Source organism: Polymorphobacter fuscus, assembly GCF_011927825.1.
GTDB lineage: Bacteria > Pseudomonadota > Alphaproteobacteria > Sphingomonadales > Sphingomonadaceae > Sandarakinorhabdus > Sandarakinorhabdus fusca.
Genome location: NZ_JAATJI010000001.1, coordinates 567,153 through 579,562 on the forward strand (window position 1 = coordinate 567,153; position 12,410 = coordinate 579,562).

The following is a 12,410-nucleotide window of genomic DNA, read 5'->3' on the forward strand; positions in this document are numbered from 1 at the left end:
GTTAACCTTGTCGGCGCACCCTGACCGCCGTCGGCGTCACCCCGGCCCCCGCCGGGATGACGCCATTGCGAGGCAGAGGTCAGGCCGCAACCGCGGCGCGGCGGCGCATCGCGGCGCCGGTCAGGCCGAAGCCGGCGACCATCATCGCCCAGGTCATCGGTTCGGGAACCGCGCCGGCAAAGCGCACTTCCGACAGGCCGGCGTTCCAGCTGGCTTCGGCATAGGTGCCCTGGCCATAGTTGTTGAGGATGTCGAGGCGGACAAAGCGTGCGTCGCCGGTGAAGCTGGCCACCTGCCCCGCCAGCGGCTGGCCGGTGCCGAGCGCCAGCGTGCCGCTGAACATCTCGCTGAAGTTGACGCCGTCGGTCGACCCGAACAGCTGGTAATCCTTGACGCCGCGCAGGATCGTCGACTGGAATTCGGCCGGGTTGCCGAAATTGTAGTTCCAGATCGTCGCGCCCTTCAGGGCATAGGTGGCGCCCAGGTCGAACAGCAGCGTCGCCTGGTTGACGCCCAGGTCGGTCATCCACATGTCGCTGTAGGTGGCGCTGTGCTTGCCGTTCGACAGCCCGCTGCCGTTGATCAGGTTGACGTCCTTATATTCGCCGAAGAACGGAAAGGTGTTCGACGCAACGACGCTGACCGGCGTGATGGTCGCCGCGGAAAGCGGCGCAGCGATGGCCGCAGCGGCGGCGAAAGCGAGCAGGTGACGCATATCAATGACCCTTTAGTGGTTGTTGCCAAGGTCTTGATAGGGGGACGCTATTTCACTTTCGTGCAAGTTTCGTTAAGACACCAAGTCATTCGGCCTGCTGGTCGGTCAGCGACTCAGCCGGGCCATCCCGGTTCGCCGGCAACCACCGCAGCCCGACCAGCGCCGCGCCGACGAACCCCGGCAGCAGCGCCAGTTGCAGCAGCACCACCCGCTGCTCGACTGGCCCGATCAGCGCCGCACCCGCCAGGGCGGCCCCCAGCGCCATGACGAGCAGCCCCACGGCCTCGGGCCGCCAGCGCCGGCGCGCCATCAGCCGCTGGTTGACCAGCGCCACCGTCTCCGGGCTGGCCCGCAAGGCCTCGCGCACGGTCTTGTTGCTGATCGCCTTGCCGATGACGCCGGTGATGAGCGCGACAACCGCCACGATCGCCACGAACACCGTCATCGCGATGATGAGCTCTCTTGTTTCCATCCCTCGCCTGTCCCGATGGCGCTGCACTGCAGCGTATTAGGCCAACCATACACCGGGCCGCATCGAGGTCAACCCGCCCCCGGCGCCCAGTCCGGCGGGGCAAGCACGAAGCCGGCAAAATCGAACCCCGGCGCGACGACGCAGCTGACCAGCGCCCAGCCGGTTTCGGCACGCGCCGCCTGCCATCGCCCGGCAGGCACCACGGCCTGCGGCGCCGCGCCCGACAGTATGTCCGGGCCCAGTTCGACCCACGCGGCCGGCGTCATCGCGTCGGCCGCAATACCGAGCACGATCGGCGCCCCGGCGTGCCAGCACCAGATCTCATCAGCATCGACCCGGTGCCAGTGCGACTGCTGGCCCGCCTCGAGAAGGAAATGGATCGCCGTGACAGTGCTGCGGCCACGATCGGCAGCAGGCGCCCGCCAGGTTTCACGGTACCAGCCACCCTCCGGGTGCGGCGCCAGCCCCAGTGCAGCGATGATCTTCGCGGCATCGGCCGCCGGTGTCATTTGGTCGACGGGTTGGACGCATTGGGCTTCGGCGGCTTGGCCGCCTTGGGTTTGCGTGTTTCCTTGTTCGACTTCGCTTGACCCTTGGCCATGGTGCTTCTCCGCTATGACAATCGGCGCAGCATAAACGGATCGTCCCCGAAAAGCCCGCCTGGAATGGTGCGGGCCGTCATTTCAGCTCGGCTGCCAGTTCGCCCAATGCCTTGGCATAGGCGTCGCGCCGATCGCTGACGAACGGGTCGGTGCTCGCCGCCAGCAACGGCGCGAAGGCGAAATCCTTGGCGCCAAGGGCATCGGCCAGTTCCGGTTCCGATCGCAGCAACGCATCGCAGATCGCCGCCACGGCAATGACCCGAAGCCACATCACCGGCGTTCGCTGCGGATCAAGTCGGGCGATCTGGGACGCCAGCGGTTCGAGGTAACGACCGCCCTGGGCAAGCATGGCGTTGAATTCGTCCACACGGATCAGCCGCGGCGGCCCGTCCGACGCCGTCATCATCGATGTGGCGATGATCGGCAATGTGTCCCGAAAGACATGCTCATGTTCCAACCGCCAGTCGCACGCCGGATGGTCGAGGAGGAACCAGCTGCCCGACAGGGCCTGGAAGATCAGCGCACGAAAACGCACGATCCGCAACATCGACTGATCGACGGAAAAGTCGAAATAGGCCATCTGGGCCTCGATCAACTCGAGCAACGCGATCAGCCTGGCGATCCGATACAGGGTGCTGCGGTAGAAATAGCCTCGGCCGCTCAGATCATGCCCATATTCGACGATGTTGAGCGTCCGATCGCGCATCTGGACTGCGGACTGGACAAGCTGGAAGCGCAGCGGACCCACCGCGGAGTAGAGACGCAAACGGGCTTCGAAGCGGTATTTGCGATCGGCTTCGGCGTCGCCCAGCGTCAGGGCGTTCGCACGGCCCAGTTCCGACTTATAGGCCTCGAGATGGCGATCGAGAAACGGCTTTGACGACCATTGCAGAACGGCGAACGCCGTCGTCCCGGCACCGAGGACCGAGGCGAGCAGCGTGGCAAGGTCGATTGCCACGCTGCCGCCGGTCAGGCCGCTTTATCGGTTACCAGCATCCGCACCGGCTGCTTGGTGCCGGCAACGACATCCTGGTCGACAAGGATTTCCTCAACGCCTTCCATCCCCGGCAGTTCGAACATGGTGTCGAGCAGGATCGATTCCATGATCGACCGTAGTCCGCGCGCCCCGGTCTTTCGCTCGATGGCACGCTTGGCGATTGCCGACAGCGCGTCGGGAAGGAAGCTCAGCTTCATGCCCTCCATCTCGAACAGCTTGGCGTACTGCTTCGACAGCGCGTTCTTCGGCTCGGTCAGGATCTTGATCAGCGCGGCTTCATCAAGGTCTTCCAGGGTCGCGATGACCGGCAGACGCCCGATGAACTCGGGGATGAGCCCGAAGCGCAGCAGATCTTCCGGCTCGCACTTCATCAGCAACTGGCCGACCCGGCGCTCGTCGGGCGCGGCGACATGCGCGCCGAAGCCGATCGACTTGCCCTGCAGCCGGTCACCGATGATGCGATCGAGCCCCGAAAAGGCACCGCCGCAGATGAACAGGATGTTCGTCGTGTCGACCTGCAGGAATTCCTGCTGCGGATGCTTGCGCCCACCCTGCGGCGGCACGGAGGCGGTGGTGCCCTCCATGATCTTGAGCAGCGCCTGCTGGACGCCCTCGCCCGACACGTCGCGGGTGATCGACGGATTGTCGGCCTTGCGGCTGATCTTGTCGATCTCGTCGATATAGACAATGCCGCGCTGCGCCCGCTCGACATTATAGTCGCTGGCCTGGAGCAGCTTGAGGATGATGTTCTCGACATCTTCACCGACATAACCGGCTTCGGTCAGCGTCGTCGCGTCGGCCATAGTGAACGGCACGTCGAGGATGCGCGCCAGCGTCTGGGCCAGCAGCGTCTTGCCGCAACCGGTCGGCCCGACGAGCAGGATGTTCGACTTGGCGAGTTCGACATCGGCGCCCTTGCCGCCATGGTTCAGCCGCTTGTAGTGATTGTGCACTGCGACCGACAGCACCCGCTTGGCGTGCATCTGGCCGATGACATAATCGTCGAGAACCTTGCAGATCTCGCGCGGCGTCGGGACATCGCCCGACTTCTTCACCAGCGCGGTCTTGGTTTCCTCGCGGATGATGTCATTGCACAATTCGACGCATTCATCGCAGATGAACACCGTCGGCCCGGCGATGAGCTTCCTCACCTCGTGCTGGCTCTTGCCGCAAAAGCTGCAATAGAGCGTACTTTTGGAGTCGCCTCCACTCAGCTTGGTCATGATCGTCCTTCCTCGCGAACAGGCGAGTGTAGCTTTGTAATGGAACGCCCCGCAAGCCCGCCGGTGCCGTCGATTGTCACAAAGGTGAAATCGCCGCTGGTCCCGGGCGTTGCAAGGCGCGCGTGGGTCACGCCGCCTTCAGCGCTTCGCCATCGGTCGGCAGCGGGCGCTTCTCGGCGACTTCGTCGATCAGGCCGAACTCCTTGGCCTCCTCGGCGCTGAGGAACTTGTCGCGTTCCATGGCACGCTCGATGGTGTCGAGGTCCTTGCCGGTATGCTTGACGTACAGCTCGTTGAGCGCATGCCGCACCCGCAGGATCTCGCGCGCCTGGATTTCGATGTCGGTCGCCTGGCCCTGGGCGCCGCCCGACGGCTGGTGCACCATGATCCGCGAATTCTTCAGCGCGACGCGCATCCCCGGCTCCCCGGCGGCGAGCAGGAAACTGCCCATCGATGCGGCCTGGCCGACGCAGACGGTGCCGACCCGCGGGCGAATATACTGCATGGTGTCGTAGATCGACATGCCCGCCGTGATCACCCCGCCCGGCGAGTTGATGTACATGAATATGTCCTTCTTCGGATTTTCCGATTCCAGGAACAACAGCTGGGCGACGATGACCGATGCCATATGGTCTTCGACCTGGCCGGTGACGAAAACGATACGCTCGCGCAACAGGCGCGAATAGATGTCGAATGAACGTTCCCCACGGTTCGAGGTCTCGATGACCATGGGGATCAGGCCGGCGTGAATATCGAGCATATGAGTCCTTCTCGTGTCCCGCCCAAGGTCGGACGTTTCGCCGCTAAGTTCAAGGGGGGGAATCGCGCGCCTCGGCCACCATTGTGTCGCGCCGGCGACGCCACAGCCCGGACCGCCAGCGTTCGAACGGCCGATCGACGAACAGGTAGAGAATAGCCGTCGCGACCAGCGCCAGCACAAGCGCCAGAGCCTTGCCGGCCAGCCCGTCACCCGCCCAGCGGATCGCCAGCACGATTAGCGGAAAATGCACCAGGTACAGCGGGAACGACAGATTGCCCATTTCGCGGTCGATCGGCGGTGACGGCTGATGCACATTCCACGCCACATAAGGCAGCAGCGTCAGGCACCAGGCGGTATAGGCAAGATCGAGCCACCATGGCACGTCGCCCTTGATCACCATCATCCGGGTCGCCGGCACCAGCCACAGCAGCACTCCGATGCCGACGAAGACCGCGACCGAAATCGCCGCCGTCCGGGTCGACACACGCCAGTCGGACAGGCGGATGGCGACCCCGCCGGCAAAGGCCGGAGCAAACGCCAGCGCCGTCAGCCAGCCATTGGCCATCCCGATCGCCCCCGCCACGGTCAGCACCGCCAACAGCAGCGCGGCGCGCGTGGCGCGGCCATCGGTGCGACGATTGATCCACCACAGGCAAAAGGGCAGCAGCAGATAGAATTGCAATTCGAGATCGAGCGACCAGGCAACCCCGATGACATCGCCCTGCCGAACGGCCAGCCCCAGCAGGCCGAGCGTCGACAGCAAGTTGCCATGCAGCGGCAGGATCCCCGCCATTTCGACAAGCCAGACGACGATCGCCGTGACCGCCAGCAACGGCCAGATGCGCAGGAACCGGCTGGCCTCGAACGTCCATGTCGATGCCGACCAGCCCTGGTAGAGCCGTGTCACCCAATAGCCGCTGAGCATGAAGAACAGCACGACCGCGGGCCGGCCGATGCCGATCCGCGACACGTGCGATACGAACACCGCCGCGGCAAGGATCAGCCGGAACGCCCCCGGCCCTGTCAGCATCCCCAGGATTCGCACCGGACGCGGCGCCATGTCACGTTTCATTGCCGCATCATCGGTCGTCATTCGGGCGGCCTCACGTGCGAATCATCGAACGTGGGCTGTATAGACGATCCGCACGCGACGTCGATTCGTCACGGCTCTGACAGTGCCGCTGCAGCTGATTATTCGGCAGTTTTCTTGCTGGCCCGCTTCGGCTTGGCGGCGGCATCGGCCACCGGCGCATCGACATCGGCACCGGCTTCGGCCTTTGCCGCCTTGGCCTTGCCCGCCTTCTTCACCGGCGCTTCGACCGCATCGTCAGCAGGCGTTTCGGCGACTGCCGCATCCGCTGCCGGGGCGTCGGCCTTCGCAGCCTTGGCCTTTGCCGCCTTCTTGGGCTTGGCCGGCGCATGGTCATGATCATGGTCGCAATCGGGACCATGGACATGACCATGATCGTGGTCATGCGAATGCCCGGCACCGATCAGGCCCGGCGTCTCGTCCTCGTCCTCGATCGCGGCTTCCAGTTCGGCGCGGCTGACATGACGCTCGGTCAGTTCGGCCTTGCCGATCAGGAAATCGACAACCTTGTCCTCGTACAGCGGCGCGCGCAGCTGGGCGAGCGCCATCGGGTTTTCCTGCAGGAACTTCACGACCTGCTGCTGTTCCCCCGGATAGCGCGCCGCTTCCTGGCCGATCAGGCGGTTCATCTCGGCCTGGCTGATGGTGATGTTGTTGCGCTGACCGATCTCGCTCAGCAACAGCCCCAGGCGCACGCGGCGCTCGGCAATGCGGCGATAATCCTCGCGCTCGGCTTCCATCTGCGTCCGCATCGCTTCGGGATCGGCGTCCTGGCTGATTTCCTGCTCGATCTGGCTCCAGATCTGGTCAAATTCGTTGTTGACCATCGATTCGGGAACTTCGAAATCGTGGCGGGCCGCCAGGGTGTCGAGCAGCTTGCGCTTCAGATAGGTCCGCGTCAGCGTGCCGAGCTCGGTATCGAGCTGGTCCTTCAGGATCTCCTTCAGGGCATCGAGCGAATCGATGCCGAAGCCCTTGGCGAACTCGTCGTCGATCACCGTCTCCACTGGCGTTTCGACGCCCTGGACGACGATGGCGAATTCGGCCGGCTTGCCCTTCAGATAAGCGACATTGTAATCGTCCGGGAAGCTGACCTTGACGGTCCGTTCCTCATTGGCCTTGGCGCCGATCAACTGGTCTTCGAAGCCCGGGATGAGCTGGCCCGAGCCGATGGTGACGCGCATCCCCTCGCCCTTGCCGCCGTCGAACAATTCGCCGTCGACACGGCCTTCGAAATCGATGACCACCGTGTCGCCGGTTGCGGCTTCATGGGCGGCCGGGGCCGGCTCGCTGCGCTGCATCTGCGCCGACAGGCGGGTCACCGCATCGGCGATGGCGGCGTCATCGGGCGCCACGACCAGCTTTTCCAGCTCGAGACCCTCGATCTGGATGTCCTCCACCGTCGGCAGCACTTCCAGCGAAACCTTGATGCCGACGTCGTCGCCGACGCCAGGGGTGCCTTCCAGATCGACCTGCGGCTGGTTGGCCGGGCGCAGGCCGCGATCGGTCAACAGCTGCTGGACGCCTTCGTTGACCGCGGCCTGCAAGGCTTCACCCTGCAACGCTTCGCCGTGCATCTTGCGGACGAGGTTCGGCGGCACCTTGCCGGGGCGGAACCCGGGCATCCGGATCGTCTTCGACACTTCCAACAGCCGCGCATCGACGCGCGCCGCAAGCGCGGACGCGGGGATCACCAGCGAATATTCGCGGCGAAGGCCCTGATTGAGTGTTTCGGCAATCTGCATCTGTTGGTCTCGTCTGTTGATAGGCCATCGAGCTGTGATGGATCATGGTGCGGGCGAAGGGACTCGAACCCCCACGTCTTTCGACACTGGTACCTAAAACCAGCGCGTCTACCAATTCCGCCACGCCCGCGCGAGGAGTGAAGGGCGCGTCTATAGCAACGCGGGTGGCCGGCGCAAGGTCATGCAACCGTCATCGCCATTCTGATCCTGACAACAGCAGCACCCCGGGTCGCGTTCAGGGCATCAGCCACGCGCGAATGACCAGGGCCACCAGCCCCACCGTCCCGACCCCGGCCGCCCAGAGCGCGACGAACCACAGCCATCGCCGCGCCACCGGATTCATCGCGCCAATGTCACGCCCAGCAGCACGACCGCGCCGATGACTGCCCAGCCTTCGATGCTGCGCGGTGTCCAGCCCCAGCCGAAGCGCTTGCGGCCGAACCACTGACGGACCGGAGTCATGATGCCACCTCAATGATACCCATCATGCCCGACCTTACCACGGAACACCCAATAGGCATAAGCGGTGTAGCCGATGATGATCGGCAGCATGATCGCCACCCCGACGAGCATGAACGACTGCGAATTGGCCGGCGTCGCGGCGTCGTAGATGCTGATCTGCCCAGGGATGATCCACGGCATCATCGAGATGCCGAGGCCGATGAAGCTGAGCAGGAACAATGCCAGTGCCAGCAGGAACGGCTGCAATTCCCGGCGATCGCGGAGCGCGCGGATGAACAGCAGCGCCGTCACCCCGACCATGATCGGCACCGGCGCCGCCAGGAAGATTCCCGGCCGTTCGAACCAGCGGCTGAAATAATCATGATAGAGGAACGGCGTCGCCGCACTGACCGCAACCACTGCCACAAGCGTCACCACACCGGCCACCTTGGCCAGCGCAAAGGCACGCTCCTGTAAGGCGCCTTCGGTGCGATAGATCAGCCAGCAGGCCCCCAGCAGGGCATAGCCCGCCACCACCGATACGCCGGTGAGGACGGAAAACGGCGACAGCCAGTCGAACCAGCCGCCGGCATAGGCACGGCCTTTTACCTTCACCCCTTGCAGCACGGCGCCCAGGATCACCCCTTGCGAAAACGCCGCCAGCACCGATCCGAAGGCAAAGGCGCGGTCCCAGATCCACAGCCGCGTCGTCCGCGCCCGATATTCGAACGCCACGCCGCGGAAGATCAGCCCCATCAACATGGCGATCAACGGCGTGTAGACCGCCGGCATGACGATGGCATAGGCGAGCGGGAACGCCGCGAACAGGCCGCCGCCGCCCAACACCAGCCAGGTTTCATTGCCGTCCCACACCGGCGCGATCGTGTTGATCGCGGTGTTGCGGTCGTCGCCGCCCTCCACCTTGTCCGCCAGCCACGGGAACAGGATGCCGATTCCCAGGTCGAACCCGTCCATCACCACATAGCCGAAGATGGCCAGCGCGATGATGCCCGCCCAGATCAGCGTCAGCGTGTCGTTGGGAGCCATTGTCCTACTCCGCCAGCACGGCGTCGGGGTTGACCTGCACCGCCGGCGTGATGCCGGCGGTACGCGTGATCCCGTCGGCGCCCTGCCCGCGCGTCGGGCCCTCTTCGCCCGGATGCGGTTCGTGCCCCATCAGCTTGATGATGAAATAGGTGCCGGCGCCGAACACTGTGAAATAGACGATGACGAAGGCAAGCAGCGACGCTGCCACCGCCGGCGCCGCCAGCGGCGACACGCTCTCGACGGTGCGCAACAGGCCATAGACGGTATAGGGCTGGCGTCCGACCTCGGTTGTCGTCCAGCCGGCGAGCACGGCGATGAAACCCGATGGCCCCATGACCAGCGCCATGCGGTGCAGCCAATGCGAGCTGTGCAGCGTGCCGCGCGCCCGGGCGACGAGGCTCCACAGGCCCATTGCAACCATCGCCATGCCCAGCCCGACCATGATGCGGAACGACCAGAAGGTGATTTCCACCGATGGCCGGTCCTGCGGCTTGAAGGTATCGAGCCCTGCCAGGGCGCCATCGGCATCGTGCTTGAGGATGACCGATCCAAGTGCTGGAATTTCGACCTTGTACCGCATGACCTGCTGCTGGTCGTCGGGGATGCCGAACAGGATCAGCGGGGCACCGCCCCCGGGGCCGCCGGGAAAGCTGCGATAATGGCCCTCCATCGCGGCGATCTTCGCAGGCTGGTGCGCCAGGGTGTTGAGGCCATGTTCGTCGCCGACGAACACCTGGATCGGCGCGACGATCGCAGCCATCCACATCGCCATCGAAAACATGATCTTGGTGCCCTCGCGCGGCGGGTTGCCGGCGCGGCGATCCTTCAGCAAATGCCAGGCACCGGCACCGCCGACCACCAGCGCCGTCGTCAGATACGCCGCCAGCAGCACATGGGCGAGGCGGTATGGCATGGATGGATTGAACACCACCGCCCACCAGTCGGTGGCGAAAAACTGGCCATCGGCGTTGACGCCATAGCCCTGCGGCGTCTGCATCCAGCTGTTGACGGAGATGATCCAGAAGGTCGAGATCGCCGTGCCGAGCGCCACCATGCAGGTGGCGGCGAAGTGCAGGGTCTTGCCGACCTTGTCGAGGCCGAACAGCATCACGCCGAGGAACCCGGCTTCGAGGAAGAACGCCGTCAGCACCTCATAGGCCATCAGCGGGCCGATGACCGGCCCCGCCTTGTCGGAAAACACCGCCCAGTTGCTGCCGAACTGATAGGCCATGACGATGCCGGACACGACGCCCATGCCGAAGGTGATGGCGAAGATCTTGACCCAATATTGGAACAGCTGGTGATAGACGTCGCGGCCGGTCTTCAGCCACAGCCCCTCGAGCACCATCAGAAAGCTCGCCAGCCCGATGGTGAATGCCGGGAAGATGAAGTGGAACGACACGGTGAAGGCAAACTGCATCCGCGCTAATGTCAGTGCGGAAATCGATTCGACCATGCCTGCGCCCCTTTCGTCGGCGCGCCATAGCAGATGGTCGCGGCCAATGCCCGCGCATTTCGCCGCATGGCCGACCACACTTTCGGAGAGCGGCTGTTCACCCCGGCGGGTCTGCGGCTAGACACGAGCAAAAGGGGATTCGCCGCCGATGGCCAGTGATATCGAAATCGCCCGTGCGGCGAAGTTGCGGCCGATTGCCGATGTCGCCGCCGGCATCGGCCTCGCGCCGGCCGATCTCGATCCCTATGGCCATCATATTGCCAAGCTGGCCACCACCAGTGGCGCCGCGCGAGGCAAGCTGATCCTGGTCACCGCGATCAACCCGACTCCGGCCGGTGAAGGCAAGACCACCACCACGATCGGGCTCGGCGACGCGCTTAACCATATCGGACGCAGCGCCGTCATTGCGCTGCGCGAACCGTCGCTGGGGCCGGTGTTCGGCCGGAAAGGCGGCGCCACCGGCGGCGGCCAGTCGCAGGTCCTGCCGATGGACCGGATCAACCTGCACTTCACCGGCGACTTCCACGCGATCACCGCGGCGCATAACCTGCTCGCGGCGCTGATCGACAACGCCTTGCACTTCCGCCTGCCCACCGCCACCGGCCTGCCGCTGGATGCTCGCCACATCCAGTGGCGCCGTGTCATGGACATGAACGATCGCGCCCTGCGCCAGATCGCTGTCGGCATGGGTCCCGGCAATGCGCCGGCGCGTGAGGCGGGTTTCGACATCACGGTCGCGTCCGAAGTCATGGCCATTCTCTGCCTTGCCGATGACTTCGACGATCTTCGCCTTCGCCTGGCGCGCATCCGCATCGGCCGTGACGAAGCGGGCACGCCCGTAACCGCCGGCGACATCGGCGCCACCGGCGCGATGATGGCGCTGCTCATCGATGCGATCCGCCCCAACCTTGTCCAGACCATCGCCGGCTCGGCCGCCTTCGTCCACGGCGGGCCCTTCGCCAACATTGCCCATGGCTGCAACTCGGTGGTCGCCACCCGCGCCGCCCTCGCCCATGCCGATTTCGCGGTGACCGAGGCCGGTTTCGGCGCCGACCTGGGCGCCGAAAAATTCTGCGACATCAAATGCCGCAGTTCCGGCCTGCGCCCAGCCGTGGCAGTGCTGGTGGCCACCGTCCGCGCGCTCAAATACCATGGTGGCGCGCCCCTTGCGACACTCGCCGCCGAACACCCCGCGGCCCTGGACGCCGGCCTGGCCAGCCTGACCCGCCATATCGAGAACCTGCGGCTGTTCGGCATCCCGGTCGTCGTCGCCATCAACGAATTTTCCAGCGATACCGCCGCTGAGCACGCCGCCGTCCTCAGCCACTGCCGCGAAACCCTTGGCGTCGCGGCCCATATCTGCCGGCACTGGTCCCAGGGTGCAGCTGGCGCTGCCGACCTTGCCCACAGCGTTGCCGCCCTGGCCGACGCCGACACGGCCGATTTCTGCCTGTTGTACCCGGACGCGATGCCGCTTGCCGACAAGTTGCGAACGGTGGCGCAGCAGATCTACCGCGCAGCCGATATCAGCCTGTCGCCCGCGGCCGCGCGCCAGCTCCGCCAGTTCACCGACCAGGGTTTCGGCGGCTTGCCCGTCTGCATCGCCAAGACGCCGTACAGCTTCACCGCGGACGAGCATGTCAAGGGGACCGCGACCGGCTTCATCCTGCCGATCCGCGAGGCACGCCTGTCGGCAGGCGCCGGCTTCGTGGTGGCGCTTGCCGGTGACATCAACACGATGCCCGGCCTGCCCCGCGTGCCGGCCGCACTCGGCATGGACGTCGATGCCGAAGGGAACATAACGGGACTCGATTAGCTTGAATCGCGGCCGGGTCGACCCGACATTGCGCGTCCCGCCCCTT

At 65.1% G+C, this 12,410-nt stretch carries 12 protein-coding genes and 1 tRNA gene; 1 reads left to right on the forward strand and 12 read right to left on the reverse strand.

Annotated features, from left to right (window positions below):
- Window positions 1–79: 79 nt before the first annotated feature.
- The 12 genes from GGQ62_RS16215 to GGQ62_RS02790 all read right to left on the reverse strand — a co-directional run bounded on the left by GGQ62_RS16215 (window position 80) and on the right by GGQ62_RS02790 (window position 10,548).
- Window positions 80–715 carry a PEPxxWA-CTERM sorting domain-containing protein gene (locus GGQ62_RS16215; RefSeq protein ID WP_243445973.1) on the reverse strand — a complete coding sequence of 212 codons (636 nt, stop codon included), beginning with the start codon at window positions 713–715 and terminating at the stop codon, window positions 80–82.
- Between the two features lie 85 nt (window positions 716–800).
- The gene (locus tag GGQ62_RS02745; RefSeq protein WP_152576601.1) at window positions 801–1,187 is read right to left on the reverse strand and encodes a hypothetical protein; all 387 of its coding nucleotides are present in this window, start codon (window positions 1,185–1,187) and stop codon (window positions 801–803) included.
- 68 nt (window positions 1,188–1,255) lie between these two features.
- On the reverse strand, window positions 1,256–1,696 hold the full coding sequence (locus GGQ62_RS02750) for a cupin domain-containing protein (protein ID WP_152576600.1): 441 nt from the start codon (window positions 1,694–1,696) through the stop codon (window positions 1,256–1,258).
- 169 nt (window positions 1,697–1,865) lie between these two features.
- Window positions 1,866–2,747: a hypothetical protein gene (locus tag GGQ62_RS02755; RefSeq protein WP_152576599.1), complete on the reverse strand. Its 882-nt coding sequence runs from the start codon at window positions 2,745–2,747 to the stop codon at window positions 1,866–1,868.
- A gap of 11 nt (window positions 2,748–2,758) precedes the next feature.
- On the reverse strand, window positions 2,759–4,009 hold the full coding sequence (gene clpX / locus GGQ62_RS02760; RefSeq protein WP_152576598.1) for an ATP-dependent Clp protease ATP-binding subunit ClpX: 1,251 nt from the start codon (window positions 4,007–4,009) through the stop codon (window positions 2,759–2,761).
- Window positions 4,010–4,136: 127 nt separating this feature from the next.
- Window positions 4,137–4,769: an ATP-dependent Clp endopeptidase proteolytic subunit ClpP gene (clpP, locus tag GGQ62_RS02765; RefSeq protein ID WP_152576597.1), complete on the reverse strand. Its 633-nt coding sequence runs from the start codon at window positions 4,767–4,769 to the stop codon at window positions 4,137–4,139.
- Window positions 4,770–4,818: 49 nt separating this feature from the next.
- Window positions 4,819–5,862 carry an acyltransferase family protein gene (locus GGQ62_RS02770; protein ID WP_152576596.1) on the reverse strand — a complete coding sequence of 348 codons (1,044 nt, stop codon included), beginning with the start codon at window positions 5,860–5,862 and terminating at the stop codon, window positions 4,819–4,821.
- A 98-nt stretch (window positions 5,863–5,960) separates the two neighbouring features.
- The gene (tig, locus tag GGQ62_RS02775; RefSeq protein ID WP_152576595.1) at window positions 5,961–7,604 is read right to left on the reverse strand and encodes a trigger factor; all 1,644 of its coding nucleotides are present in this window, start codon (window positions 7,602–7,604) and stop codon (window positions 5,961–5,963) included.
- A gap of 45 nt (window positions 7,605–7,649) precedes the next feature.
- Window positions 7,650–7,734, reverse strand: a tRNA-Leu gene (locus tag GGQ62_RS02780).
- Window positions 7,735–7,943: 209 nt separating this feature from the next.
- Complete coding sequence (locus GGQ62_RS16540; RefSeq protein WP_279379626.1) at window positions 7,944–8,066, reverse strand: hypothetical protein; 123 nt, start codon at window positions 8,064–8,066, stop codon at window positions 7,944–7,946.
- Between the two features lie 9 nt (window positions 8,067–8,075).
- The gene (gene cydB, locus GGQ62_RS02785) at window positions 8,076–9,092 is read right to left on the reverse strand and encodes a cytochrome d ubiquinol oxidase subunit II (RefSeq protein ID WP_152576594.1); all 1,017 of its coding nucleotides are present in this window, start codon (window positions 9,090–9,092) and stop codon (window positions 8,076–8,078) included.
- A gap of 4 nt (window positions 9,093–9,096) precedes the next feature.
- On the reverse strand, window positions 9,097–10,548 hold the full coding sequence (locus GGQ62_RS02790) for a cytochrome ubiquinol oxidase subunit I (protein WP_152576593.1): 1,452 nt from the start codon (window positions 10,546–10,548) through the stop codon (window positions 9,097–9,099).
- A 148-nt stretch (window positions 10,549–10,696) separates the two neighbouring features.
- On the opposite strand from GGQ62_RS02790, the gene GGQ62_RS02795 reads away from it, so the two are divergent.
- The gene (locus GGQ62_RS02795; protein ID WP_152576592.1) at window positions 10,697–12,364 is read left to right on the forward strand and encodes a formate--tetrahydrofolate ligase; all 1,668 of its coding nucleotides are present in this window, start codon (window positions 10,697–10,699) and stop codon (window positions 12,362–12,364) included.
- Window positions 12,365–12,410 lie beyond the last annotated feature (46 nt).

Excerpts from the sequence above, each read along its gene's own strand:
- GGQ62_RS02795 (WP_152576592.1), top strand. The coding sequence starts at position 10,697 with ATGGCCAGTGATATCGAAATCGCCCGTGCGGCGAAGTTGCGGCCGATT.
- cydB (WP_152576594.1), bottom strand. The coding sequence starts at position 9,092 with ATGGCTCCCAACGACACGCTGACGCTGATCTGGGCGGGCATCATCGCG.
- GGQ62_RS16540 (WP_279379626.1), bottom strand. The coding sequence starts at position 8,066 with ATGACTCCGGTCCGTCAGTGGTTCGGCCGCAAGCGCTTCGGCTGGGGC.
- clpP (WP_152576597.1), bottom strand. The coding sequence starts at position 4,769 with ATGCTCGATATTCACGCCGGCCTGATCCCCATGGTCATCGAGACCTCG.
- tig (WP_152576595.1), bottom strand. The coding sequence starts at position 7,604 with ATGCAGATTGCCGAAACACTCAATCAGGGCCTTCGCCGCGAATATTCG.
- GGQ62_RS02790 (WP_152576593.1), bottom strand. The coding sequence starts at position 10,548 with ATGGTCGAATCGATTTCCGCACTGACATTAGCGCGGATGCAGTTTGCC.
- GGQ62_RS02750 (WP_152576600.1), bottom strand. The coding sequence starts at position 1,696 with ATGACACCGGCGGCCGATGCCGCGAAGATCATCGCTGCACTGGGGCTG.
- clpX (WP_152576598.1), bottom strand. The coding sequence starts at position 4,009 with ATGACCAAGCTGAGTGGAGGCGACTCCAAAAGTACGCTCTATTGCAGC.
- GGQ62_RS16215 (WP_243445973.1), bottom strand. The coding sequence starts at position 715 with ATGCGTCACCTGCTCGCTTTCGCCGCCGCTGCGGCCATCGCTGCGCCG.
- GGQ62_RS02770 (WP_152576596.1), bottom strand. The coding sequence starts at position 5,862 with ATGACGACCGATGATGCGGCAATGAAACGTGACATGGCGCCGCGTCCG.
- GGQ62_RS02745 (WP_152576601.1), bottom strand. The coding sequence starts at position 1,187 with ATGGAAACAAGAGAGCTCATCATCGCGATGACGGTGTTCGTGGCGATC.